Annotated in this window: 24 protein-coding genes; 17 read left to right on the top strand and 7 right to left on the bottom strand. The window is 43.5% G+C overall.

Going from position 1 to position 24,842, the window contains the following annotated elements; translation table 11 throughout:
- Nucleotides 1-228 precede the first annotated feature (228 nt).
- Nucleotides 229-1,425 (top strand): putative lipid II flippase FtsW, encoded by a 1,197-nt coding sequence (gene ftsW / locus ACMFL8_RS13460; protein WP_189585987.1) that lies wholly within the window; start codon nt 229-231, stop codon nt 1,423-1,425.
- Between the two features lie 50 nt (nt 1,426-1,475).
- Here the strand turns inward: ftsW and gluQRS are convergent, their stop codons facing one another.
- The 6 genes from gluQRS to ACMFL8_RS13430 all read right to left on the bottom strand — a co-directional run bounded on the left by gluQRS (nt 1,476) and on the right by ACMFL8_RS13430 (nt 7,292).
- Entirely contained in the window at nt 1,476-2,480 is a 1,005-nt protein-coding gene (gene gluQRS / locus ACMFL8_RS13455) for a tRNA glutamyl-Q(34) synthetase GluQRS (protein WP_413191402.1), read from the bottom strand.
- Between the two features lie 404 nt (nt 2,481-2,884).
- Nucleotides 2,885-3,325 carry an RNA polymerase-binding protein DksA gene (gene dksA, locus ACMFL8_RS13450; RefSeq protein WP_010197974.1) on the bottom strand — a complete coding sequence of 147 codons (441 nt, stop codon included), beginning with the start codon at nt 3,323-3,325 and terminating at the stop codon, nt 2,885-2,887.
- Nucleotides 3,326-3,791: 466 nt separating this feature from the next.
- Nucleotides 3,792-4,640, bottom strand: a complete 849-nt coding sequence (locus ACMFL8_RS13445) for a metallophosphoesterase (protein ID WP_413191262.1) — start codon at nt 4,638-4,640, stop codon at nt 3,792-3,794.
- A 298-nt stretch (nt 4,641-4,938) separates the two neighbouring features.
- Complete coding sequence (locus tag ACMFL8_RS13440; RefSeq protein ID WP_413191261.1) at nt 4,939-5,757, bottom strand: metal ABC transporter permease; 819 nt, start codon at nt 5,755-5,757, stop codon at nt 4,939-4,941.
- Between the two features lie 76 nt (nt 5,758-5,833).
- Nucleotides 5,834-6,631: a metal ABC transporter ATP-binding protein gene (locus ACMFL8_RS13435; RefSeq protein ID WP_227676210.1), complete on the bottom strand. Its 798-nt coding sequence runs from the start codon at nt 6,629-6,631 to the stop codon at nt 5,834-5,836.
- 121 nt (nt 6,632-6,752) lie between these two features.
- Nucleotides 6,753-7,292: a transcriptional repressor gene (locus tag ACMFL8_RS13430; protein ID WP_413191260.1), complete on the bottom strand. Its 540-nt coding sequence runs from the start codon at nt 7,290-7,292 to the stop codon at nt 6,753-6,755.
- 118 nt (nt 7,293-7,410) lie between these two features.
- Between ACMFL8_RS13430 and ACMFL8_RS13425 the strand changes: the two genes are divergently transcribed.
- The 13 genes from ACMFL8_RS13425 (at nt 7,411) to ACMFL8_RS13365 (ending at nt 20,600) form a co-directional block, all read left to right on the top strand.
- A complete protein-coding gene (locus ACMFL8_RS13425) occupies nt 7,411-8,295 on the top strand; it encodes a metal ABC transporter solute-binding protein, Zn/Mn family (RefSeq protein WP_201590007.1) in 885 nt (294 codons plus the stop codon).
- 376 nt (nt 8,296-8,671) lie between these two features.
- The gene (locus ACMFL8_RS13420) at nt 8,672-9,070 is read left to right on the top strand and encodes an ATP synthase subunit I (protein ID WP_194620934.1); all 399 of its coding nucleotides are present in this window, start codon (nt 8,672-8,674) and stop codon (nt 9,068-9,070) included.
- Between the two features lie 691 nt (nt 9,071-9,761).
- Entirely contained in the window at nt 9,762-10,631 is an 870-nt protein-coding gene (atpB, locus tag ACMFL8_RS13415; RefSeq protein WP_010197962.1) for a F0F1 ATP synthase subunit A, read from the top strand.
- 33 nt (nt 10,632-10,664) lie between these two features.
- Nucleotides 10,665-10,913: a F0F1 ATP synthase subunit C gene (gene atpE / locus ACMFL8_RS13410; RefSeq protein ID WP_010197960.1), complete on the top strand. Its 249-nt coding sequence runs from the start codon at nt 10,665-10,667 to the stop codon at nt 10,911-10,913.
- A gap of 117 nt (nt 10,914-11,030) precedes the next feature.
- Nucleotides 11,031-11,501, top strand: coding sequence for a F0F1 ATP synthase subunit B (locus ACMFL8_RS13405; protein WP_010197957.1), 471 nt, complete (start codon nt 11,031-11,033; stop codon nt 11,499-11,501).
- Nucleotides 11,502-11,514: 13 nt separating this feature from the next.
- Nucleotides 11,515-12,138 carry a F0F1 ATP synthase subunit delta gene (locus ACMFL8_RS13400; RefSeq protein ID WP_413191259.1) on the top strand — a complete coding sequence of 208 codons (624 nt, stop codon included), beginning with the start codon at nt 11,515-11,517 and terminating at the stop codon, nt 12,136-12,138.
- 93 nt (nt 12,139-12,231) lie between these two features.
- Nucleotides 12,232-13,776 carry a F0F1 ATP synthase subunit alpha gene (gene atpA / locus ACMFL8_RS13395; protein ID WP_010197953.1) on the top strand — a complete coding sequence of 515 codons (1,545 nt, stop codon included), beginning with the start codon at nt 12,232-12,234 and terminating at the stop codon, nt 13,774-13,776.
- 228 nt (nt 13,777-14,004) lie between these two features.
- A complete protein-coding gene (atpG, locus tag ACMFL8_RS13390; protein WP_194620933.1) occupies nt 14,005-14,886 on the top strand; it encodes a F0F1 ATP synthase subunit gamma in 882 nt (293 codons plus the stop codon).
- A 38-nt stretch (nt 14,887-14,924) separates the two neighbouring features.
- Nucleotides 14,925-16,358, top strand: a complete 1,434-nt coding sequence (atpD, locus tag ACMFL8_RS13385) for a F0F1 ATP synthase subunit beta (protein ID WP_010197951.1) — start codon at nt 14,925-14,927, stop codon at nt 16,356-16,358.
- A 115-nt stretch (nt 16,359-16,473) separates the two neighbouring features.
- Nucleotides 16,474-16,890, top strand: coding sequence for a F0F1 ATP synthase subunit epsilon (locus ACMFL8_RS13380; RefSeq protein WP_010197949.1), 417 nt, complete (start codon nt 16,474-16,476; stop codon nt 16,888-16,890).
- 639 nt (nt 16,891-17,529) lie between these two features.
- Nucleotides 17,530-18,246 (top strand): response regulator, encoded by a 717-nt coding sequence (locus ACMFL8_RS13375; protein ID WP_010197939.1) that lies wholly within the window; start codon nt 17,530-17,532, stop codon nt 18,244-18,246.
- Between the two features lie 331 nt (nt 18,247-18,577).
- Nucleotides 18,578-20,266 (top strand): ATP-binding protein, encoded by a 1,689-nt coding sequence (locus ACMFL8_RS13370; RefSeq protein WP_010197937.1) that lies wholly within the window; start codon nt 18,578-18,580, stop codon nt 20,264-20,266.
- 154 nt (nt 20,267-20,420) lie between these two features.
- The gene (locus ACMFL8_RS13365) at nt 20,421-20,600 is read left to right on the top strand and encodes a hypothetical protein (RefSeq protein WP_026037138.1); all 180 of its coding nucleotides are present in this window, start codon (nt 20,421-20,423) and stop codon (nt 20,598-20,600) included.
- A gap of 361 nt (nt 20,601-20,961) precedes the next feature.
- On the opposite strand, the gene ACMFL8_RS13360 is transcribed toward ACMFL8_RS13365, so the two are convergent.
- On the bottom strand, nt 20,962-22,437 hold the full coding sequence (locus tag ACMFL8_RS13360; protein ID WP_413191258.1) for an ATP-binding protein: 1,476 nt from the start codon (nt 22,435-22,437) through the stop codon (nt 20,962-20,964).
- A gap of 507 nt (nt 22,438-22,944) precedes the next feature.
- Between ACMFL8_RS13360 and rpsP the strand changes: the two genes are divergently transcribed.
- The 3 genes from rpsP (at nt 22,945) to trmD (ending at nt 24,790) form a co-directional block, all read left to right on the top strand.
- Nucleotides 22,945-23,214: a 30S ribosomal protein S16 gene (gene rpsP, locus ACMFL8_RS13355; RefSeq protein WP_021812802.1), complete on the top strand. Its 270-nt coding sequence runs from the start codon at nt 22,945-22,947 to the stop codon at nt 23,212-23,214.
- Nucleotides 23,215-23,389: 175 nt separating this feature from the next.
- On the top strand, nt 23,390-23,923 hold the full coding sequence (gene rimM / locus ACMFL8_RS13350) for a ribosome maturation factor RimM (protein ID WP_413191257.1): 534 nt from the start codon (nt 23,390-23,392) through the stop codon (nt 23,921-23,923).
- Nucleotides 23,924-24,025: 102 nt separating this feature from the next.
- Nucleotides 24,026-24,790: a tRNA (guanosine(37)-N1)-methyltransferase TrmD gene (gene trmD, locus ACMFL8_RS13345; protein ID WP_413191256.1), complete on the top strand. Its 765-nt coding sequence runs from the start codon at nt 24,026-24,028 to the stop codon at nt 24,788-24,790.
- The last annotated feature ends 52 nt before the right edge of the window (nt 24,791-24,842 follow it).

Here is a 24,842-nt window from a genome sequence, read left to right as displayed (position 1 = left end):
TGCTTATAGATTACTGCTACTGTCAATAATCAGTCAGGCAGTTTGCCGACTTTATTATTAGAACAGTGATAATGGATACAATAATCCTAGGATAGCTGCCAAATCAGGCGTTATTCTTCTAGTATTGACGGGCTGTTATGGTCCGTGTGGTACGATCTACTTTATATTTTTTATACGGTGGCGTTGCATAAACGCCGTGTTTTTTCGTTTGTTAGTGTATATAAAATTATGGCGCTCTCTTCTCTTTTTCGTTCGTCTCCCCAATCGCAGCAAGCCTCTGGCTCAGATGGCATTCTTTCTATGCCGTCAGCGCGTGCAATTTTATTAGCGAGTGTCGGCTGTATGCTGGTGCTCAGTCTACTGATGGTCGCTTCTGCTTCTATTCCCTTCGCGCTCAGTCGCGGCATGACGGAGCTGTATTTTTTTAGAAATCAGCTACTCTATATGGGAATTGGACTAATCGCTGCCGCTTTTCCTTATTACTTAGTATCCTTACGAACCTTATATAAGACAGAGACTCAGTTTCTCCTGTTAGCCATTACGGGGGGCTTGTTGGTTTTAACTTTGTTTGGCACGCCGATTAATGGCTCTAAGCGCTGGTTAAATCTAGGGTTTTTGAACTTTCAGGTTGCAGAATTGGCCAAACTGGTCATGATTGTGTTCGTGTCTGATTTTGTCGTGCGTCGATCTTTTGAGGTTCGTAATGGCTGGGATGGTTTTTTACGGATATTTTTAGTGGTTGGTATGATCACGCTGTTATTGTTATTACAGCCAGATTTTGGCTCTTTGGTGGTCATTGTTGGCACCGTTTTTGCGATATTTTATATCGCTGGCGCACCTTACAAGCAGTTCTTGGCATTGGGCGGCTTGGTGGCTGGATTGGCAGTACTGGCAGTGACTTTGGTACAGTATCGTTTGGTACGTGTGATGTCGTTTTTGGATCCCTTTGACGATGTGCAAGATACTGATTATCAGCTGGCACGCAGTTTGATTGCCTTTGGTCGTGGTCAGTTCACCGGTGTCGGTTATGGTGAAAGCGTACAAAAACTGTCACATTTACCTGAAGCACATACGGATTTTTTATTAGCCATTACGGGTGAAGAGCTGGGTTTTGTGGGGGTCGCAGTGGTATTGCTGCTCGAGGCGCTCATCATTGGCAGTGCCATGCGTATCAGTTATAACGCGCTCAAGCGTCGCCAGATGCGTATGAGCTATACCGCTTTTGGTATCGGTGTGGTCTTTATCGCGCAAACGATTATCAATGCGGCGATGAATATGGGTGCCATTCCGACCAAAGGTTTGACCATGCCATTCTTTAGTTACGGTGGCTCATCGATGCTCATCAGCTTAGTGATGGTTGCCTTGCTGCTAAAGATTTATAAAGAAAGCCCTGAGATTGAAAAAAGCCAGTGCCGTTATTATTAGCAGGTGTTAATCTGTAGAAAAGCGTCGCCAGCAGCGGCGCTTTTTGTTTTTTAATAATTGGGCAGATTAAGCGCGCTCTTGCCTTGTAGCGGAGTGTTATCCCATTGTGCAATTGCTTGCATTAACATACGGGTTGGCGTATCTCTATCGACCGCTGGTTGCTGTAATAGCTGCAAAGCGTCGGCGATAAGCTTACTTGGATCGCGAGTATCAATCGGTTGCGCAAGATTCTGCTTGGAGAGCTTTTGCCCATCAGGATTGCATATCAAGGGCAGATGATACCAGTGATCGATAGCTGGTAAGTTAGCCGCCTGCATGATACTAATCTGAGCAGTGGTCATGGGTAAAATGTCCAAGCCACGCATAATATGAGTGACTTGTTGTAGCCCATCATCGAGGCTGGCGGCTAAGATATAATTGATCATGCCGTCTTGGCGGCGAACCACCATATCCCCTAAGGTTTGTTGTGGATTATCCCACTGCAACCCTTGAATACCATCGCTAAACCCGATTTTATGGTCTGGCAGTTGTATGCGCAGCTTGTGTTGTTGACGATCGAGATTGGCATTGAGGCAGCAGCGCGGGTAGCGTTGTCTATTGGGCAGCAGTTGCTTAATATCCGTAGCATTCAAACCTGCTGGTAAAGGCTCTAAAGTTTGAGTCGTCGAGGATGTCTGTGCTTGCTGAGACCAATAGCGCTCTAAGTCCTTACGTGAGCACTGACAGCCATAAGTCAGTGGCAGCAGGGCTGACGATAAGTAGTCGTTGTAGATATCAATACGCTCAGACTGATAAATGACATCGCCGTCCCACTGTAGCCCGAGCACTTCTAGATCTATAAGAATCTGCTCAGTGAATTGTCTGTCACAGCGTTCCGTGTCGGTATCTTCGATACGCAGCAGCCATTTGCCACCGAGCGACTTGATATGGCAAAAGCTGGCAAGCGCAGTGGTCAAGGAGCCAAGATGCAGCTCACCTGTGGGTGAAGGCGCAAAGCGACCGATAGGAGGTGATAATGGCTGCTGATGGAGAATAGGAGTATGGGCAGTTTGCAAAGTAGGGGTTATCAAAGTAATGACTATCAATGTAGGAGGATATAGCTAGAATAAAGAAGAACGGAGTAAAAAGATATTTATTAAATACGCTTGTTTTGTTAGGGCGTGTCTTCATTTTAAAAATGGTGATAAAAATGAGATAAATTGCCGTCAAACAAGAAAAATAGCGCAGTCAGTGAAAAGTAATATCGATACATCACGCACTGTTGATATCAATTTTTTTTGCTTGCTGTGTGTACGCAGACAGAGGCTACAAAAAATTTATATCAGTCACGCTGTCTCTTTTTTATATTGAACTGACTATAGAACGAGATCTATAAAACGCAACGAGCGACCAATAAATGGTCGCTCGTTATTATAAAGCCTGTCAGCACGCATTTACATGCGCTAGCATAAGAGAGCGTTTAGGTATGACCTTGGTTTTGACGCTCTTTGATCTCAGATAACGTCTTGCAGTCGATACATTGAGTTGCTGTTGGACGTGCTTCAAGACGACGCAAGCCAATCTCTACCCCGCAAGTTTCACAAAATCCATAATCATCATTGTCAATTTCTGCCATAGACTTATCGATTTTGCGAATGAGTTTACGCTCACGGTCACGCGTACGCAACGTCAGGGCAAACTCTTCTTCTTGAGTGGCGCGGTCATTAATATCCGGCATGGCGCTAGACTCATCTTGGATATAAGTCTTGGTGCGATCTGCTTCGCCAATCAGTTGCTGCTTCCAATCCAACAAAATAGCCTTAAAATGCTCTAACTGCGCATCAGACATATACTCTTCGTCTTTGGCAGGCACATAAGGAGTAAACTTAACATCACTCGGATTCGTGGTCACGGTGCTCATATGGGTATCCTACTTTTTCAAATTAATTCAATAAAACGACATATCAAAAGACAAGACGTTATAAGTTTAACAAACGCGATAAGTTGTCCCTTTATAAAACGTTTTACCACTTGGTAACACAAGTAACACAGCTGAACTCATCGTACGGTTATATTGATATATTTATATCAATGGTCAGGTATATTGTTATGCATATTTTTATTTAAATGGCTGGGCCTAAATAATGCGACAAATGACTGACTGTGAAAACTTAGCTTGTGGTCAATGTAGCCATCCTAGCTATTATAATTTTGCTTGCGATTAGACGCGTTACCATCCTAACGCGATTTGGTTTTATCAGTATCGTTATTCACTTATCATAAAGCAAAGTTTGATTTTGCCAACCATATGGACGAAATTTTTTGTATTAAATCAAACATATGGACAAAGACAATCACAGTGTTATTGACGCCGATAAAACTGGGCATCAAGTATCCAACCTTTTAACCCAGCTTGCAACCTCTCCATTGTTGGCTAATTGCAACCAGCGATAACCGGGGCGCGCGTTTTCATCGTAAGCAAAGTCATCTCTATAAGGCTTAAATTGATAGCAAGTTGAGGGTGTGCTATAAACGCTGACCCCTTGACGATGGCGCACTTGCGCTTGATGGGTATGACCGCTAATGATTACTTTTAATTGCTCAAACGGTGCCATATGCTGCCAGAAAGCCTCAGTATTCTTTGCCATATGAGTATCTATCCAGTCAGACTCTATCGGTATAACGTGATGATGCAAGGCAATGAGCGCAGGCTTACTGCACTCTTGCAGCTGCACACATAACCAGTCAATATCGGTCGTTGTCACTTCTCCTGCCACCTGCCCAGAAATAGAGGAATCCAGTAATAGCAGCTGCCAATATTCCGTCTCAATAACATGTTGACTTAGCAAGCGTGCATCCATCGGCTGGGCGACGAGTTCCCGCTCAAAAAAAGGTAAATCGCTACCAATCTCATCAGTGACGTCATGATTGCCAGCAATACAGGCAAAAGGAATGTCAGTCGCTTGTAATACCTCAAAAATATGGTCGTAGATAGCGGGCTTTACTTTATTCACCAAGTCACCCGTCACCACGATCAAGTCACAGCGGATGTCTTCACTCAATGCTTGTTCGATGACTTTTTCAAAGCTATGCTGACAGACAGATATATCGGAATTATTGTCACTGTCGTCATTAGCTAGGGCAGAGGTGGGCGTTGATAAGTGCAAATCAGTGATCTGCAACACGTTTAGCTGTTCATCTGGCGTGCTGATGTTATTGGCAGGATAGCTTAGCATTGGGTCAGTCCCTTATCGAATCAAAACAAGTATTGCTATTAAAACGAATATGGATAAATCGATCACTTTTAGTTACGGGGTCTTATGGCGCATTTCTCCCATCCTTGATGGAAGATGTTGCCGCTTATAGCCCTACACTTACAAAACGAGCGATATGCAGCATTCTACTAACTATTACATTGATAGCATTAGGGAAAGTTTATATCATAAAGTGAATGAAAGCTCTAGCAATATTGATGAAATAAAGTTGGACAAAGGAATAATGAAAGGCCTCTACGTAACAATAAAGATGGCATAACTAACGGCGCATCGTCCAAAATTTTGCCGTTAGCACCTTTGATAAAATCAGCGCTGCAAAAAATAAAATAGCCAATACCAGTACGATAGATAGTCCAGTCTGAATATCCAGCCAGATACTGCCCCAAACACCTAAGGTGACCCCAAGCTGAGCGATAAGCAGCGCAATAATCACCATTTGCTTTGGCGATGTTGACCACAAACGTGCTGTTAAAGCCGGTAGCACCAGCAAGCCACTGATTAATAAGCTACCCACTGCTTGCAGGGCAATGGCACAAAACCCTGCCAATAACCCCATAAAAAACAGCCGCTGCCGTGTTGGGTTGACGCCTTGAATCCGTGCTAACGCTTCGTGAGTGGCAAGCTTAATTTGTGCAGGCCAAATATACGTGAGCAATACCAGTCCTACCAGCACACTACCGCCTATTAATGGCAAATCTGCCCAATCAAGCTCGAGCAAATTACCAAACAAAAACCCCAACACGTTGGCTTGCTGATCGGTCAGCTGGGTCAGCGCTAACAGCCCCAAACATAGCAGCGACACTGCAACCACCGCCAGTACGGAATCGACGGGCAAACGCTCATCATCTATGAGCACGAGTCCTAGTACCACTATCACACTAACCAATGCAATACCAATGCCCATAGGCAGTTGCCACCACACAGCCAAGGCAACGCCTAGCAAAGTGCCATGCGCCAAGGCATCGGCAAAAAATGCCATGCGTCGCCACAATACCAAACACCCTAGGGGCGCTGATAGCAATGCTAAAATACTGCCAGCAATCCAAGCAGGCGCAATAATGGCTAACCAAGCACTCATATCATGTATCCAATAAACGGTTTATAAAATAAAGGTCGTAAAGCAGCTTTTTGCTTTAGTCGTTTGGTTATGATGATTACAACTCGCTTGGCGCGTGATGTTCACAGGCATGCGGCTGATGGACATAAGGCTGCTCATAATGATGACCAAACAGCTTTTGAAACTCACTACTAATGGCAAGCTCGCTTGGTTGTCCCTCGCAGCAAATATGCTTATTCAGACAAATGACCCGTCGGCTGCCTTTCATCACCCAATGCAAATCGTGTGACACTACCAGCATGGCACAGCGTAAGAAGTCTGGTAGTTCATCAATAAACTGATAAAGCCAAACCTCGGTATCAGGATCAAGTCCTTGCATCGGCTCATCTAGAATCAATAAATTGGGCTTATCTAGCAAGGCACGAGCCAATAAAACTCGCTGCGTCTCACCACCTGATAGGTGCAGCATTTGCCGTGATAGCAGGTGCGTCAACGATAAATTATCAAAGATAAACTGGCGTTGCTCAGCCGTTAAGCGTTTCTTATCTGCTTGCGCCAATAAGTCGCAGACTCGTAATGGCAATATTGGCGGTACCGCAAAGCGCTGCGGCACATAGCCAAGCTGTAACTTATGATGGGGCGTCATTTGCCCTTTAGTTGGCTCAATCAACCCTAAAATAAGCTTAACCAACGTCGATTTACCAGCGCCATTTGGCCCAATAAGACTGACTGTCTCGTTAACGGCAATATCGATATTAATATGTGACAACAAGCGTTGCGAACCAATGTCATAGCTGATATCGCTTAAGCTCAGCAGCTGACTAGCTTGGTTGGTCTTATTATCCAGACTGATAGAGGCAGACGATTGCTCTGATGGTGAAATGGGCAGGCTCATAGGCTAGTGACTAATATATTGGTAAATGATAAATGTCTGAGTACTTAATGCTAAATAATAAGTACCTAGATCAGTACTTAATAAAGAAAAAATGCAGCAAGCATTTAAAATGCAGCAAGCTTTATTGGCATGCTTGGCAACGTCCACTAAGCTCAATGACACTACGAGCGACGATAAAGCCAACATCTTGCTCCGCAAAGCTCATCATTTCTTGTACCGGTAAGCTGCTACATTCTTGCACTCGCTGGCATTGATCGCAAATTAAAAATGCGGCGGTATGCTGGGCGCGTGGGTGACAGCAGGGCACATAAGCATTGATAGAGGTTAGTTGATGTATCAAGCCTTCGCCCAACAAAAACTCCAAGCTGCGATAAACCGTTGGCGGCGCGACATTCTTTGGCGTCTGCTGATTGGTCGGCGCAGAATCCTGTGCATTCGGTTCTGACAAGCGCATTTGCTGCAATTGTGTGATCAAGTCGTAGGCACCAACGGGCTTATTAGCGGCCAATACTAACTGATATATCTGCTGCCGCAATGGCGTGAAGCGTACACCACTTATGCGGCATTGTTCTTTTGCCGCCGTCAAGCGCTCGGTTACATCATGCGCGGTAAAATGTTGCACATCGTGCAAATGTTCGCATGTCGATGAAGTAGTGAACATAGGACAAACTCCTAAAAAATATGACGCCTTTTTATGATGGCGTTTTTTATTGTTATAGTATAACATAATGAAATGAAAAACAGGTATGCTGCCTCAACTTAATATTAAAGAGCCTATTATGAATTCATTTTTCAGCCATTCTTTACGCTCGATCATTGTACTACAGCGACTGCTCATTACTGGGATAGTCGCGTTAAGCTGTCTGACGTTGAGCGCCCAAGCCGCTACCGTTAGCGTGAGTAATTATCCATTATTCTTGTTGAGTCAAGCCGTGACTGAAGGTGCGCCGCCTGCCAAGCAATTATTGCAAGCAGGGGAGGTTGGGCATCACGGTAGTATTAGTCCGGGCGATATAAAAGCCATTCAAGACAGTAAGTTTGTGGTATGGTTTGGCGAGCCATTAGAAAACAATTTGGCCGCCAGTCTCAATAGCGCGCCCAATGCCATTGCTTTATTCAAGTTTGATGCGTTCAACCGCCATCCACTACGCGATGTCAAAGGCGAAGCTATCACTGGCACGCTAGATCCGCATATTTGGCTCGATCCTGAAAATGCCAAAGCCATCACCCGTGCGCTTGCCGTGATTCATAGCCATGCAAATCCACAATATAAAGCTCTCTATCAAGCCAATGCACAAAAATTTGCCCAGCGACTGGATAAAGGAGTGCTTGCCACAAAGCAGAGCACAGCGACAAAGGCATTGCCTTATTGGGCGTATCACGATGCCTATCAGTATATGGAGGACAGCTTAAAGCTACAGCTCGTTGGCAGTCTAAGCACCGATCACCATTTAGCGCCAAAAGCCAGTCAGTTGCGCTGGCTAAATGAGAAGCGTCCTGCCAAGAAAATGTGTTTGGTTAGTCCAAGTGCGCCAGCTAAAGGGTTGCTCGCTAAGCTTCAACCTGTGAAGAGTACCGTGCAAGCTGAAGACATGAGCACCAGTAAAGATTTCGTTAGTGGTTGGCAGAGTATGGCGCAGCAAATCCGCCAATGTATCGCATAGCCATTTTTAGCCCATTTACTCGCTTTTGTTGAGATTAAGGGCATGCCCTAGCATAAAGCGTTATTTAGAAGGGTCTTGGCGCTCGATAGCATTATCAAATTGTCGAGCACCAAGACCTTTGTTTTATAAGATATTAGCTAGGCTTTACTAAGTTTTTAGAGGGAGCGTTAGCGCTAAACAATCAAATGCTTGATAAGACGCATATTTTACTTGCTAATCGCGCGCGCGCTCCCTATAATAAGTGGCGTTTTATTTTGGTTAAAAGGCAACGTCTGTATAGTGACTTTTCATGGATAAAATGGTCATGAATAAACTGGTCACGGATAAAATCGTGGCAAATATGCGACATTATCCCAATACTATAGGATAGCTGCTGATGACCAAGCCTGCCAAACGCACGCAAAAAGATGAGATTGGCATCTACCTGAAACGCCAAGCATGGATTTTATTTATCCTGATTATTATTGGCTGGGTAGTAGATGTGACTTGGCTAGACAGTGGGCTGATAGTAGCAAAAAGTACCGCGATCGGTGCGCTACTTAGTTTCGCCACACAAGCCGTCTTTGCAAATTTTATCTTTTGGCATACTGGATATCGCGCGCGCCGACACATTGTCAGCCAGCTATATCGAGGTCAGATGGTCAAATGGCTACTGACAGTGTTTGGTTTCGCACTAATTTTTATTACCGTACAACCCCTATCAGCGCCTGCGTTGTTCATCGGTTTTATGGTAATGCAAATTAGTCACAGTTGGATGTTGTGGCACATACGCTAGCACTCTTTACGATCAGTATTGAAGTGAGTAAGTATCTATCTATTAGCGTTAGATAAGTCATCCTGCCGTCCAACTTCTCTATGGCTAGCTTCACAAAGCCAAAAGAATGACAAATAACTGATTTGACGTTAAGGTATGGACTTATAAGTTACTGCTATAAGTCGTTGAAATTAGCGTAAAAAGTAAAAATAGTCTTATAGATAAGATATAGTTTGGTTAATTGCCATCACTTATAATTTTATTTTTACAATTTCACGAATGATGCAAACCCATACCACTAAAGGTTAATAGCCGCTAACTTGTTCATACAGCGGATAAAAAAGTCATAATAGACTTTACACGAATACAACGCTGCATTAATATAGGCAGCTAACTGCTTTGTTTTTGGACGCTATATTAAGCGTTTGCCTGAAAGGGCAGGCATGAGCAGACACCTATTCGATATAAACATTAAAGGGCTATTAATGAATAATCATAAGCCCTTTTTTGATAGCTAAAATTTATACTAAGCTAGGTATATAGCACTAGTAAATAGAACTATGGGTTGGATGTTGTTGGTTACATGAGCGCCTTGGTTGGTTTTATCTCCTTACGTGAGACACGTGGGGAAAAGACCCACCAATCGCCTCATCAGATGACAACCGTATTTTTGGTAGTTGATTAAATCGTTGATTAATAAGAAGCTTACATTATGGCATCCGAGCAACAAACATCATCAGAATATATCTCTCACCACTTAACGAATTGGACGTACGGCTATTTGCCGGGCGAAGGCTGGAAAGTTGCCTATACTGCTGAAGAAGCAGGGCTGATGGGCTTTAAAGCTATCCATCTTGATTCTATGCTTTGGTCAGTTGGCCTGGGTATCTTGTTTTGCACCATCTTTTGGATGGTTGCCAAAAAAGTCACTTCAGGCGTACCAAGCAAAACTCAGGCAGCAGTTGAGTTGATCGTTGAGTTTGTTGATAACAACGTTCGTGATTCGTATAGTGGTACCTCAAAACTGATTGCGCCATTGGCGTTGACTATTTTTGTGTGGATCTTCTTGATGAACTTGATGGATTTATTGCCTATCGACTTTATTCCAAGTCTTGCGGGGCAAGTTGGCGCCATGATGGGTCATGATCCACATCACGTATTCTTCAAGATTGTGCCAACGACTGATCCTAACATCACGCTTGGCATGTCATTTTCTGTCTTTGCGCTGATTATCTTTTATAGCATTAAAGAAAAAGGGTTGGGTGGTTTTGTCGGTGAGTTAACACTCCATCCGTTTAGTGCCAAAAACCCAATCATGCAAGCCATTTTGATTCCCATTAACTTTATTCTAGAAGCAGTTACCTTGATTGCAAAGCCTGTATCACTTGGCTTGCGTCTATTCGGTAACATGTATGCTGGGGAATTGATTTTCATACTGATTGCCCTGATGCCGTTTTGGATTCAATGGGCGTTATCAGTACCGTGGGCGATCTTCCACATCTTAATTATTACACTTCAAGCGTTCGTATTTATGATGCTAACGATAGTTTACATGTCGCTTGCATCATCAACTGAACATTAATTAGACATTCAATAGGTAAATGAGGATACATCAATGGATCCAGTATTAGGTGGTTACACAGTTATAGCAGTAGCGCTACTTATCGGTCTTGGCGCACTTGGCACAGGTATTGGTTTTGCTATTCTAGGCGGCAAATTCTTAGAAGGTGTTGCGCGTCAGCCAGAACTTGGCTCACAATTGCAAACTCGTATGTTCATCGTAGCAGGTCTTCTTGATGCTATTCCGATGATCGGTGTTGGTATTGCTATGCTATTGTTATTCGCTAACCCTCTAGCAGGTTAATCAGAAAGCTCAGTTGTAAATGTTTGGTAGTCAAAGTTTGTATCTTAACCATAGCCAAAGTTTGGCTATCAAATATGATCAATGAAACTGATTTTTCATTAACAAAGAGGTGATCACGTGAATATCAATTCTACCCTCATCGGTCAAGCCATTGCTTTTGCAATCTTTGTGATGTTCTGCATGAAATTCGTGTGGCCACCACTTATCGGTGCCATCAATGAGCGTCAGCGTAAAATTGCTGAAGGCTTGAATGCCGCAGAAAAAGCAAAAGCAGATCTGGCGACCGCGGAGCAAGATGTCCAGCAGGAGCTTAATCTTGCAAAGACTAAAGCTGCTGCTCTAATCGAGCAAGCGAACAAGAGCGCCAACCAGCTTGTCGAAGATGCCAAAACGCAAGCCCAAGCGGAAGGCGAGCGCATTCGTCAACAAGCGCAAGCATCTATCGACCAAGAAATCAATCAAGCGCGTGAATCATTGCGTGCCCAAGTTGCTGAACTGGCTGTGCTTGGTGCAGAAAAGATTTTGCAAGACAAAGTCGATGTGCAAAAACATGCCAGTATGTTAGACCAACTGGCGGCGAAGCTGTAATTGTGAGGATATAATGGCTGACTTATCAACCTTAGCACGACCGTACGCTAAAGCCGCGTTTGACTATGCCAATGAAAACGGGGTAGTAAATGAGTGGGAAAACTTCTTATTTATTGCCAGTAACATTGTCAATGACAAGTCGTTCAGTACTTGGCTAGACAATCCAGCTGTTTCTGCTGAGCATAAGTCAGCTGCTTTGATCGATCTTTATGATACACAAGTAGCTAGCGCTGATGATTCTGCTTTTAAGCAGTTATTAGGTGAGGCCCAAGGGGCTCGCCCAGACAACAACGCCAGCTATCCAAAAGTATCAGTGGCACTTAGTAACTTCGTTAATCAGTTATCAGAACAAGAGCGTCTGGCGCTGCTTCCTGAAGTTTATGCGCATTATCGCCGTCATAAGGCAACCAGCTTAAAGCAGCTTGATGCCTACGTGACCTCCGCCTATCCATTGACCGATGCACAGCGTGATATGCTCCAAACACGTCTTGCTGCTTCGCTAAATGCTAGTGTGGTGATTCATGAGTCGGTTGATCCTAGTCTTTTGGCTGGCGTTACGATCAAAGTCGGTGACAAAATCATTGATGATTCGATGCGCGGCAAGTTACAACAGTTAAAAACACAGCTAACTGCCTAATGCCATTCATCAACGTAGATATATAAAAACTGCGTGATAGTAAGAGCATTTAAGTCAGTGGGCGGGTTATCATAAATTAAAGGAAACAAGGCAATGCAACAATTGAATCCAGCGGAAATCAGTAACCTGATTAAGCAGCGTATTCAAGACCTTGATGCGGGTGCAACTGCAAAGAATGAAGGCACGATTGTCAAAGTATCTGACGGTATCGTGCAGATTCATGGTCTTGAAGATGCCATGTACGGCGAAATGATTGAGTTTGAAGGTGAAATCTATGGGATGGCGCTTAACTTAGAGCGTGATTCTGTTGGTGCGGTAGTACTGGGCGACTTCCTAAAACTACAAGAAGGCCAAAAAGCCTATTGTACTGGTCGTATTCTTGAAGTACCCGTAGGTCCTGAGCTGCTAGGCCGTGTTGTTGATGCTTTGGGTAATCCTATTGATGGCAAAGGTCCTATCGATGCCAAAATGACTGACAAAGTCGAAAAAATCGCCCCAGGCGTGATCGACCGTCAGTCAGTAGATCAACCAGTAATGACCGGTTATAAAGCCGTTGATACCATGATTCCAATCGGTCGTGGCCAGCGTGAGCTTATTATTGGTGATCGTCAGACGGGTAAAACCGCGATGGCTATCGATGCGATCATTGCGCAAAAATCATCTGGTATCAAATGTGTATACGTGGCAATCGGTCAGAAACGTTCGACCATCGCAAACGTCGTACGTAAGCTTGAGCAAACTGGTGCGCTTGAATACACTACAGTAGTAGTTGCTTCAGCATCAGAGCCAGCAGCACTACAGTATATCGCACCGTATTCAGGTTGTACGATGGGCGAATACTTCCGTGACCGCGGCGAAGATGCCCTGATTGTTTTTGATGACTTATCAAAACAAGCAGTTGCTTATCGTCAGATTTCACTATTGCTACGTCGTCCGCCAGGTCGTGAAGCGTATCCTGGTGATGTATTCTATTTACATTCACGTTTACTTGAGCGTGCATCACGCGTAAATGCTGCGTACGTAGAAAAGTTCACTAATGGTGAAGTAGTGGGTAAGACAGGTTCTTTAACCGCATTGCCTATTATTGAAACCCAAGCTGGTGACGTATCTGCATTCGTACCGACTAACGTGATTTCAATCACTGATGGTCAGATTTTCTTAGAGTCTAGCCTATTCAACTCAGGTATCCGTCCAGCAGTCAACGCTGGTATCTCGGTATCTCGTGTTGGTGGTGCTGCTCAGACTAAGATTATTAAGAAGCTGTCTGGTGGTATCCGTACCGCACTAGCCCAGTATCGTGAACTAGCAGCATTTGCCCAGTTTGCCTCAGATCTTGATGACGCGACTCGTGAACAGCTTGATCATGGTGAGCGTGTGACTGAACTGATGAAGCAGAAACAGTATCAGCCAATGTCTATCTCTGAGCAAGCAGCGGTTATCTATGCGTCGAACGAAGGTTTCTTATCAGACGTTCCAGTTGAAAAAATTGGTGCTTTCGAAGAATCTTACTTACGTTACATGCATGATGAGCAAAGTGAATTGATGCGTGAGATTGATGATACTGCGAACTATAATGATGATATCGCAGGTCGTTTAAAGTCAGCTTTAGAGACCTTTAAACAAAATCACAGTTATTAATTTAACGGGTTAAGCCGAACTGGTTATGGCTGTCGCTGACAGCTTACAAAGTGACGCGTTGTCTGATAAGCTTTTTGCTAAGACAGGCGCGTCACTGCGTTAACCATCATCGGTATTAGATCGCGTGTTGCCACAAGATTTAAAATATTATTTGATCAGTTCAATGTTTTATATTAAAAAATTGTTGCAGGCGCCAATGCTTTTTAACCCTCTTATATTGGAATCATTATGGCAAGCTTAAAAGAGATACGTGCCAAAGTCACCAGTATTAAAAGCACCCAAAAAATTACTCGCGCTATGCAAATGGTAGCAGCAAGTAAGATGCGCCGTGCCCAAGAGCGCATGGAAGTGGGTCGCCCGTATGCTGATAGTATGCGCCGGGTTATTTCACATTTGGTGCATGCCTCATCAGACTACAAACATCCTTATATGGTATCGCGTCCGGTCAACAAGGTCGGCTACATTGTCGTTACCTCTGATCGTGGTCTCGCAGGTGGTTTGAATATTAACCTATTCAAAGCGCTCACCAAAAGCATTCACGAGTATCAAGATCAGTCTGTTCAAGCTGAGTTTGCAGTCATCGGTGCCAAAGGCGTCAGTTTCTTCAAAAATTTCGGCGGAAAAGTCACCTCAGCCGTGACCGACTATGGCGACAAACCAACGTTTGAGCAATTAAATGCACCCGTTCAGGCCATGCTTGAGGATTATAGTAACGGTAATATAGACCGTATCTATGTGGTATATAACAAATTCGTTAATGCCATGACTCAAAAGCCAACCGTCAATCAATTAGTACCTCTACCAGAGGGCTCATTTGGTGACGAAGAGAGCGGTATACAGACAGAACTTAGCTGGGATTATATCTACGAGCCTGACATCAAGACGTTGATTGATGAATTGCTTGGCCGTTATATTGAGTCGATTGTTTATCAAGCGGTAATGGAAAACATTGCCTCTGAGCAGTCGTCACGTATGGTTGCGATGAAAGCGGCAACAGATAATGCTGGTGACCTAATTAACGATTTACAGTTGGTTTATAACAAGCTGCGTCAAGCGGCGATTACCCGAGAAATCTCGGAAATCGTTGGCGGTGCTGCTGCTGTTTCATAATTGACTACACCTATATATAGAAGTTCAAGGAGAACGCAATGAGTAGCGGTCGTATTGTACAGATTATTGGCGCGGTTCTTGACGTTGAGTTCAACCGTAGTGAAGTTCCTCAGATTTATGATGCTTTGCAAGTAGATGGTACTGAAACCACCCTAGAAGTACAGCAACAATTAGGTGATGGCATCGTACGTACTATTGCCATGGGTTCAACTGAAGGCCTAAAGCGTAACCTACCTGTTACTAATACTGGTGCACCTATTTCTGTGCCTGTCGGTATTGGTACCCTAGGTCGCATCATGGATGTTCTTGGTCGTCCTATCGATGAAGAAGGTCCTGTAGAAGCTGACGAAAAATGGTCTATCCACCGTGAAGCGCCAAGCTATGCGGATCAGTCAAACAGTACTGAATTGTTAGAAACAGGCATCAAAGTTATCGATCTACTTTGCCCGTTCGCTAAAGGTGGTAAAGTTGGTCTATTTGGTGGTGCTGGTGTTGGTAAAACAGTCAACATGATGGAATTGATCAACAACATCGCGCTTAAGCATGAAGGCTTGTCAGTATTTGCTGGTGTCGGCGAACGTACTCGTGAAGGTAATGATTTCTATCACGAAATGCAAGAAGCTGGCGTTGTAAACACTGAAGACTTTAGTAAATCTAAAGTAGCCATGGTATATGGTCAGATGAATGAGCCACCGGGTAACCGTTTACGTGTTGCGCTGTCTGGTTTGACTATGGCTGAGTACTTCCGTGATACGAAAGATCCTGCTACTGGTAAAGGTCGTGACGTATTGCTGTTCGTTGATAATATCTATCGTTATACACTAGCCGGTACTGAAGTATCAGCACTGCTTGGCCGTATGCCATCAGCGGTTGGTTATCAGCCAACACTAGCTGAAGAGATGGGTATGCTACAAGAGCGTATTACGTCAACTCAGTCAGGTTCAATCACGTCAGTTCAAGCCGTATATGTCCCTGCGGATGATTTGACGGATCCATCACCTGCTACGACGTTTGCTCACTTGGATGCAACGGTTGTACTAAGCCGTGATATCGCATCACAAGGTATCTATCCTGCGGTTGATCCATTAGATTCAACCTCACGTCAGCTAGATCCACAAGTGATCGGTGAAGAACATTACAACGTTGCTCGCGGTGTTCAAGAAATTCTACAGCGCTATAAAGAGCTTAAAGATATCATCGCAATTTTGGGTATGGATGAGTTGTCAGAAGAAGATAAACTAGTCGTTTATCGTGCTCGTAAGATTCAGCGCTTCTTGTCACAGCCATTCCACGTTGCTGAAATCTTTACTGGTGCACCTGGTAAATATGTACCACTACGCGATACCATTGCTAGCTTTAAAGCAATCATCGCTGGTGAATACGATGACTTACCAGAGCAGGCCTTCTATATGGCTGGTGGCATCGATGAAGTAGTTGCCAAAGCAGAAAAAATGAAATCTTCTGCAGCGTAAGTTGCTCAAGCATTGGCTAACGAGTAGATAGGCTATAATACGTTTATCTACTCATCAGTAACGCATTACAGTTTTTACTGTTTTTTGATCGCGTTTTGATAGTAAGGAGTTAAGTATGGCAACGTTACAATGTCGCGTCGTAAGTGCCCGTGAAGAGTTGTATTCAGGCGAAATTAGCATGTTAATAGCGACTGGTACCGAAGGCGAGATTGGTGTATTGCCAGGTCACACACCGCTTATTACTTTGTTAAAACCGGGTGCGATGCGAGTGCAAACACCAAACGGTGAAGAAGAAGTGATTTACGTATCAGGTGGTGTACTAGAAGTACAACCAAAAATGGTCACGGTATTGGCTGATACAGCGATGCGCGCCCATAATCTTGACGAAAGCAAAATTGTTGAAGCACGTAAAAAAGCAGAGCAAATGCTGGTCAATCAATCAGATACGGTACAAACCAACGCTGCCTTGGCATCATTGGCAGAGTCCGTAGGACAGCTACAAGCTATCCGTAAGTACAAAAACCGTGCTTAGTCTTATTATTTGCAGTGTTAAACTTTACGTTTAATCCAGTCTTATATCTCAAAAAACAGTCCATTATGGGCTGTTTTTTTTGCTCATTATTTGGTGTGAATTTAGGTCGTGGTACGATGTATCAAGCTATTCGCTATGGAATATTAAACTATTCACTATAATGCGGGGTTTCTGTGTTAGGTTTGAATAAATACACGATATAGTCCGCACTTTTAATTAACAGATAGCCAATATTAATAATTTTATGCAAAAGTCACTAGCGGCAATCCATATATCTCGCTATATTAGCTGTTGGACAACAATTACCAAGAATATCAAAAACGTACTAGAGCTATTTTATCTAAAGGGTTTGATGGTTCATACCTATTGGCCTCTTAACTGCTTGATAGAGAGTGTGTTAGGTTTTTTGGCAGTACAAATCATATAATCTTGGACGCAAACTAAAGTTTTAATAGTCGTAGTTTATAGGTTTTGTTAACGACTATAAGCTATAGTATAGGAAGCTGTATGTTTAATAGTATACTGTCCTACCAAGTTTGTAACAGCTATACGAACATCAATTGTGCCACTCGGTGGCGCTATTAATTTACCGCTCTTACTTTTACTGCTTTTAAATTAGATGTATTAGAGGATATAACAATGACAACAACTGAAGAAGACAACACCCCCCGAATTTTGATTGTTGAGGATGATGAGCGTCTGGCCATGTTGACCCAAGATTACTTGGTGAAAAACGGTTTAGAAGTGGCAATTGAGACTGATGGCAATCGTGCCATTCGCCGCATTGTCAACGAACAACCAGATTTGGTCGTGCTTGATGTCATGCTTCCTGGTAGCGATGGGCTTACAGTCTGCCGTGAGGTACGTCCGCACTACCAGAACCCTATCTTGATGTTGACCGCTCGTACTGAAGATATGGATCAGGTATTGGGTCTTGAGATGGGTGCCGATGATTATGTCGCCAAACCTGCTCAGCCGCGTGTACTGCTTGCCCGTATCCGTGCTTTATTGCGTCGCTCAGAAAATGCACCATCAGAAGATGTGCCACAACGCTTAGAATTTGGCGAATTGGTCATCGATAACGGTGGTCGTTCAGTGAATTTGGGTGATGAGTTGGTCGATTTTACCAGTGCTGAATATGATCTTTTGTGGTTGCTGGCTTCTAATGCTGGTCGTATTCTCTCTCGTGAAGATATTTTTGAGCGTCTACGTGGTATTGAGTATGATGGTCAAGATCGTTCAATTGACGTACGTATCTCGCGCATTCGTCCAAAAATCGGTGATGATCCAGAAAATCCAAAACGTATCAAAACCGTACGTAGTAAAGGTTATTTATTTGTCAAAGAAGGCAACTAATTCATTAACTGAATTAGCCAGTCTTGCTTATGCAAAGATTGATTGTTAGTGTAAGTTAGATAAAAGAACCAGCAACGATGCTGGTTTTTTTGTGGCGAAATCTTAATTTTTGAACTTAAATGTGGTGTTATGTGGTTTAATTAAGCCATTATTATAGATACTGACTAAATAGATGTGATGCGCATAGGTAATCAGATTACTGGCACATAAAATCAAAACATAGCGGTCAGGGTTTATCTCTATTCAACGATGTTCGATATCATTAATATTGCGTCATTTATATGCTAAATGTTATCAGTCGTTATTATTTACTAAGTTGGTCACGGCACGTATGTCATTAGTCTCTTCTTTAAAACATAGTATTTTTGTCCGTATTTATGCTGGACTACTCATCGTCTGTTTGTGTGTGGCATTATTTGCTCAACTATTGATGGATACCATCAATAAAGAGCGCGTGCAATCCTACCGTGAAAGCATGGCAACGGGTGCTTTTCATCTGGTCAGCGAAGGAATTGCGCACCAAGACAATGAGATGCAGCGTGAGTACTGGTTGTCTGATGCGAGTAGTTTGTTTGGCGCGACTTTTAGTGTTGTACCGATTGAAAAAGTCGATTTTAATGCCAGCGAATTGCGACGTTTTGAGAACGGCAATACCGTTGTGCGTTATGTGAGTCAGCCCGTCTACGCAGACGTTTATTATCGTCTACCAGATAGTAAAAGCGTGTTGACCGCTAGAGTTACTCAAGTCACCGAGCAGCAAGTACGTGCCATTGCTGTGTTCCTACTGGATGATTTGTCCTATCATATAACGCTGTCGGATAAGCGTGCTCGCTTGGCTGAATTGGAAGAAAAATTCTCTTTTCCTTTGGCATTTAAAGCCGTCAATACGCTTGAGTTGGACACAGATCAGATGGCGCGTCTGCGCCGCGATGAAGTGGTCATTTTGTTGCAAGACACCAATAGCAGTAAAAGTAACTCATCTATCAAAATTATTGTGCCATCTGAAATCAACGATATGGCGATTCTGATTGGGCCGGTTCCTTTGTTCAATTGGTTCCCGCTTAATCTGATTATCAGTATGATTCTAATTAGTATGTTTTTGATCAGTCTGGGTGTCTATGCGCTTATTTTTCCGCTCGAGCGTAAATTACAATTGATCCAAGTCGGTGTTAATGAGGTGAGTCAAGGCAACCTTGATATCCAAGTGCAAGTCATTGGGCAAGACGAAATTGCACGTCTGTCAGCGACGTTTAACGCCATGACCGCCCATATTAAGCGTTTGATTGAGTCGCAGCGAGAGCTGACGCGCGCGGTATCGCACGAGTTACGTACGCCTGTGGCTCGTATTCGCTTTGCTGTCGATATGCTAGCAGATACCGATGACGAAGACTCACGTTTTATGCAGCGTGATTATATTGACGAAGATATTGAGTCGCTCAATGGCCTCATTGATGAGATTTTGACCTATGCTAAGCTTGAAGAAGGCTCGCCAAAACTCGATCTAGAGCCGGTGAATCTTAAAGAATTACTCGAACAGATTGAGCGCGAAACCAATGCCTTAGGCAAACCTATAAAAATCGTCGCCAATCTGCCAAACCCTAAAGTAACAGCAGTAGCAGACAGACGATATTTGCACCGTGTCATTCAAAACCTTGCGGGTAATGCTTTACGCTATGCAGAAACGACCATTATTATTAGTGCGGGCGTCAAAAAGGGCAATGCTTTTGTCAGCGTGGAGGACGATGGTCAAGGTATTGCAGAGGCTGACCGCGAAAAAGTGTTTATTCCATTTTCACGCTTAGATGACAGCCGTACACGAGCCTCTGGTGGCTATGGTCTAGGACTGTCTATTGTGTCGCGTATTGCCTTTTGGTTTAATGGCAGTATGAAGGTAGACGAAAGCCGTGATCTTGGCGGTGCTAGATTTGTGATGACATGGCCTATCAAACCTTTGACGCAAGTGCTGGCTGCTGATCAATTAACCCAAGAAAAAAGCGACCGTGATTTTGAGATTAAATAATGCAAACAGCTATTGTATGTCTGCAAAATTATAAGTATTTTGACCAGCAAAAAATAGACTCAGCGCTCAATATATGGTGAACTAGGCTGAGATGCTTTGGTAGCAAGCCTGTAATAACAGGTTTTACAAGTTGGAAAATAGAGGAGGGCAGAGGATGCCGTATTTATTTGGTGGTTTGGTACTACTGAATGCGTTGACGCTGGGTTATTATTTATTTCTACAGCAGCCAACCACGACTCAAACGCTCAAAGCCGCGCAGGATGAAATTACTCAGCCCCTAGCGTTTACTAATAGTGCTGAGTATATTCCACCGATTATCGGCGTACGGGAATAATTTTTGTTGCCCAAATATTGAAACAGTTAGGGCGTATTGAACATTGACAAATAGGCACTGCTGATCGCTAAAACTGCTCCAGACAAAGCGTAAAACGACGGTAATGCTAGAGCCTTAACTAGGTTTACAACGCAGTATGGAGCAGTTTTAACATCAGCTCTAATACCAACAAAGGGAGACAGGACTATTTTTTGCCACTTCATTGTTAAAAACAGACGCTTAGAATGACTAAACTTACTATTTTTAACGTCGAACTGTCTAAAAAATAGTATCTGTCAGTGCCATGGTCGAATGTTCAACACGCCCTAAGTTATCACCCCAACTTTTGAAGACGATTATGAAATCGTCTTTTGTTAATTTTTTATACGTCTTTATTAAAGCTAGTATCTGCTCTTGACGTTTTATCTGTATTAGCTGCTAATGTTTGCTCTCCTGCTACCTTGGACAGTAAAGGGATACGCACACACACTTGTAGTCCGCCTTCAGGATGATTGATTGCCTCAACCGTACCATGATGTAACCGTGCAATACGGTCAACAATCGCCAGACCTAGGCCACTACCTTGGGTGGTACGTGCTGTCTCACCGCGTTCGAAAGGCTGCATGATGCGCTCTAATTGATCTTCTGCTACGCCATCACCACAGTCCCTTACACATATCATCAGCTGCTCTTGAGCTTCTTTATTGACTTCATTTTCAGAGACTACGTCACTGTCTTCTACTTCAGTTGTTTCTATGAACGTTGGTACGACAGTCGCTGAAAGATAAATAGGCGGCTTGCCATACCGATTGGCATTATTGACCAGATTAATGACCAAGCGCTTAATCGAGAGAGGTCGCACTGGTACTACTTTGTCACATTCCGATTGATAAATAAATTTCATTGGCGCAAATTGCACCATGATTTCATTAAATATGGTGTCTAAATTGGTCAGGCGCACTGGTTCATCCGAGCCATCTTTCATAAATGAGATGAACTGTTCTAAAATCGCATCCATATCCTCAATATCGTAAATCAAACCCTCGCGAAAAAAATCATCCGGTAGCATCTCTGCGGTCAAGCGCATACGAGTCAAAGGCGTGCGCAAATCGTGCGAGATACCCGCAAGCATAATCGTGCGCTCTTTTTGTGCTTGATTGAGTGTGGTAAATAGACGATTGAACGCCATATTTACTTGGCGAATTTCAGTAGGGCCGTTGCGTGTCGGCAAGGTAGTAGCGTGACCAAGGCGAATATAATTGGTCGCCGCACGCTGTAAATAACGCAGTGGACGATTCAATTGCCGTGCTAATAAAATAATGGTCAGCAGCGATAATATAGGCAATCCAATGAGGAATAGTACTAACAATCCTGGGCTATATTGAGAATAATAAACCACGGGTTCACGAATCCAAAAACTGGTGTCACGGCTGTCTTGTACCCAAAGCTGCGGCGTTGGTTTGAATTTAAAATATACCTCAACCGGTCGACCCAACTGTGCCCCGATTTCGTACTGCAATACATCGGTAAAAACTCCCACAAACGCTTTATCTGCTACTTGTGGGAAGTCACTAGGATTGTCGACCACCACCACGTGCGAATGTTGATATATCCACTGCCGTACCTTAGGGTTATCCTGCCAGTCTCTATTGACGCTATTCATCAAACGTAGCTCGCTGGTCAGATAACGCGCATGGTTTTTTAGCTCTGGCAAATACAGACTGCGCCAAAAAAACACAATCGATAAGCCGACACTGATAAGGACAATAAAGGCCACCATCAAAGTGGTCAACCAACTGTTCGAATAGGAGCGTGGTAGCCAACCTTTGCGAGGTGGCTTGGGGTTTGGGATGATCATATGAGTCCAAGGCGTAGATAAATAATAGGGTGATAAAATAAAGTCGTGTTTAAGAAACTTCAATATTTTTTTATCGTTAATTAATCAAGCACATTGCCGACATTGGGTATTAAGGTCTATTGTAGACTGTTTTTATTAGACCATTATAGAGGGCGGTAGGGTAGCACAATCAAGTAACTACGCTGATGGCTCAAATTTGCATAATTACATTTAGCCATTTTAAGACCGCTAAATGTATCAAGGTGCTAATTGATGACATGCTCTAAGATGACATACCCTAAATAGAATATAAAAAAGCCACCTAACAGTGTTTTAGCGATTTAATAGAATTAAGCGCACAAGAACGGGGCTGCATAATCGTTGACGATTCATAATTTTAATTTACATATAGGTGCATTTAAGCTATTGTTAATAAATAATTAAATAAGCACAGTTTATGTTTTCAATAAAATAAGACTGTGCTATAATTATGCCCTTTTTGGTATACCTGCGAAAGAGAGAATTCACATGGTTGTTATTCGTTTAGCACGGGGCGGTGCCAAGAAACGCCCATTTTATCAAGTAGTTGTTGCTGATCAACGCCGCGCGCGTGACGGTCGCTATATTGAAAACATCGGCTTTTTTAACCCACTCGCTAAAGAGTCTGAAGAAGCAGTACGCCTAAACATGGAAGCGTACAACGCGTGGATCGCAAAAGGTGCACAACCTTCAGATCGCGTTGCTTCATTAGCAAAAGCTTACAACAAGTCTGCAGCTCAAACTGAAGCAACTGCTTAAGTTTTCCTTGCTGCTACTGAATGCTAAATGCATTACTTAGTAGACTTTAGAAGATATAGCGTAACTGGTCTGACCAGGATGCGCGATTAACTGTTTATCGCTTTTGATTGCGTTTATCGCTTTTGATTGAAATTTTTTTACAATTGCTGTTTTAATCATTGTTAGGTTAGCCGTTATGTCATCTGTTCCAAACGCTAGTGCGCTTATGAAAATTGGTCAGCTTAAGAAGCCTTATGGCATCAAAGGTTGGCTTTGGGTGTTCAGCGATACGGATGATCGGACGGCGATATTCGACATGCAGCCATGGTGGATGAAAACTGCCACCGGCATGAAACTTTTGACTGTAAAGGCTTGGCGTGAGCAAGGGACAGGAATCGTGGCTCAATTTGAGCAAGTTCCTGACCGCAATGTTGCAGAGACTATGAATGGTGTTACCATTTGGGTCGAGCAAAACGTCTTGCCTGAAACAGCTGAAAATGAATATTATTGGTCGGATTTGGTCAGCTTGCGCGTGATGAACGAGCAAGATGAGTATCTAGGCAATATTACTGAAATGTTTGAAACTGGTGCCCATGACATTATGCGCGTGGCACCTAATTCAGACAGTTTAGATAAGGAAGAACGCCTGATCCCATGGCATAAGCAAACGGTAATGCAGGTCAATATGACTGAAAAAACCGTACTTGTGGCATGGCCGAGCGATTATTGATACAAGCTTTGCTGATATAAGTTTCGGCTTTATCACTAAGCGTTGTCGATAGTCGCGTCGATTCATTTAACCTTCATTAGCCATTGTGCAAGTAGACATCAGATGTATTTTGCCGTCATTAGTATTTTTCCTGAGATGTTTGCGACGATTCGTGAGTTTGGTATCACGGGGCGAGCAGTCACTCAAGAGCAAGTGACGATTGAATGCATTAATCCACGTGATTATACCACTGATAACTATCGCCGTATTGATGAGCGCCCTTATGGTGGCGGTCCTGGGATGGTGATGATGGCTGAGCCATTGTCAAAAGCTATCGAGGATGCGCGCCTGCGAGCGAGTCAACATGGCTGCCGTGTCGACAGTGAGCATTGTCCGGTGATTTATATGTCGCCACAAGGACAAACGCTCAGCGAAAGTAGTGTGGTCAGTATGACTGAGTACGATGGCATAATTATATTATGCGGTCGTTACGAAGGTATTGATGAGCGCTTACTGGCGCAATATGTCGATATGGAAGTATCGCTGGGTGATTATGTGTTGACTGGTGGCGAGCTGCCAGCAATGGTGATGATGGATAGTGTGATACGTCGTTTGCCAGATATCATGGGTGACGACAAGTCAGCTGAGCAAGACTCGTTCGTCGATGGCTTGCTTGATTGTCCACATTATACGAAACCGCATGATTTTGCGGGTATGGCTGTTCCTGAAGTATTACTATCAGGTCACCATGCCAACATCGCTAAGTGGCGCTTTAGTCAGCAAGTCAGTCGTACGCAAGCGCGTCGTCCAGACTTATGGCAAGCGTTCACACCAACGGTAGCGCAAGCGAAGTGGTTAAAAGCATTGGCAAAAGCAGATAAAAAATAGATTGTTGAAATCTGTTTTTTTTCACATTTGATAAACGGTTAAGAAATAGAAT

The sequence above is a fragment of the Psychrobacter sp. AT9 genome, from assembly GCF_047272965.1.
GTDB lineage: Bacteria > Pseudomonadota > Gammaproteobacteria > Pseudomonadales > Moraxellaceae > Psychrobacter > Psychrobacter glaciei.
The sequence above is the reverse complement of the archived record's forward strand: the minus strand, read 5'-3'. Positions and strand labels throughout refer to the sequence as shown.

Coding starts and splice junctions, on each gene's coding strand:
- ftsW (WP_189585987.1), top strand. CDS start 229: ATGGCGCTCTCTTCTCTTTTTCGTTCGTCTCCCCAATCGCAGCAAGCC.
- ACMFL8_RS13360 (WP_413191258.1), bottom strand. CDS start 22,437: ATGATCATCCCAAACCCCAAGCCACCTCGCAAAGGTTGGCTACCACGC.
- ACMFL8_RS13370 (WP_010197937.1), top strand. CDS start 18,578: ATGTCATTAGTCTCTTCTTTAAAACATAGTATTTTTGTCCGTATTTAT.
- ACMFL8_RS13400 (WP_413191259.1), top strand. CDS start 11,515: ATGGCTGACTTATCAACCTTAGCACGACCGTACGCTAAAGCCGCGTTT.
- ACMFL8_RS13445 (WP_413191262.1), bottom strand. CDS start 4,640: ATGCTAAGCTATCCTGCCAATAACATCAGCACGCCAGATGAACAGCTA.
- atpB (WP_010197962.1), top strand. CDS start 9,762: ATGGCATCCGAGCAACAAACATCATCAGAATATATCTCTCACCACTTA.
- ACMFL8_RS13380 (WP_010197949.1), top strand. CDS start 16,474: ATGGCAACGTTACAATGTCGCGTCGTAAGTGCCCGTGAAGAGTTGTAT.
- ACMFL8_RS13365 (WP_026037138.1), top strand. CDS start 20,421: ATGCCGTATTTATTTGGTGGTTTGGTACTACTGAATGCGTTGACGCTG.
- dksA (WP_010197974.1), bottom strand. CDS start 3,325: ATGAGCACCGTGACCACGAATCCGAGTGATGTTAAGTTTACTCCTTAT.
- ACMFL8_RS13435 (WP_227676210.1), bottom strand. CDS start 6,631: ATGAGCCTGCCCATTTCACCATCAGAGCAATCGTCTGCCTCTATCAGT.
- atpE (WP_010197960.1), top strand. CDS start 10,665: ATGGATCCAGTATTAGGTGGTTACACAGTTATAGCAGTAGCGCTACTT.
- ACMFL8_RS13420 (WP_194620934.1), top strand. CDS start 8,672: ATGACCAAGCCTGCCAAACGCACGCAAAAAGATGAGATTGGCATCTAC.
- ACMFL8_RS13425 (WP_201590007.1), top strand. CDS start 7,411: ATGAATTCATTTTTCAGCCATTCTTTACGCTCGATCATTGTACTACAG.
- atpA (WP_010197953.1), top strand. CDS start 12,232: ATGCAACAATTGAATCCAGCGGAAATCAGTAACCTGATTAAGCAGCGT.
- rimM (WP_413191257.1), top strand. CDS start 23,390: ATGTCATCTGTTCCAAACGCTAGTGCGCTTATGAAAATTGGTCAGCTT.
- ACMFL8_RS13375 (WP_010197939.1), top strand. CDS start 17,530: ATGACAACAACTGAAGAAGACAACACCCCCCGAATTTTGATTGTTGAG.
- trmD (WP_413191256.1), top strand. CDS start 24,026: ATGTATTTTGCCGTCATTAGTATTTTTCCTGAGATGTTTGCGACGATT.
- ACMFL8_RS13430 (WP_413191260.1), bottom strand. CDS start 7,292: ATGTTCACTACTTCATCGACATGCGAACATTTGCACGATGTGCAACAT.
- atpG (WP_194620933.1), top strand. CDS start 14,005: ATGGCAAGCTTAAAAGAGATACGTGCCAAAGTCACCAGTATTAAAAGC.
- ACMFL8_RS13440 (WP_413191261.1), bottom strand. CDS start 5,757: ATGAGTGCTTGGTTAGCCATTATTGCGCCTGCTTGGATTGCTGGCAGT.
- atpD (WP_010197951.1), top strand. CDS start 14,925: ATGAGTAGCGGTCGTATTGTACAGATTATTGGCGCGGTTCTTGACGTT.
- rpsP (WP_021812802.1), top strand. CDS start 22,945: ATGGTTGTTATTCGTTTAGCACGGGGCGGTGCCAAGAAACGCCCATTT.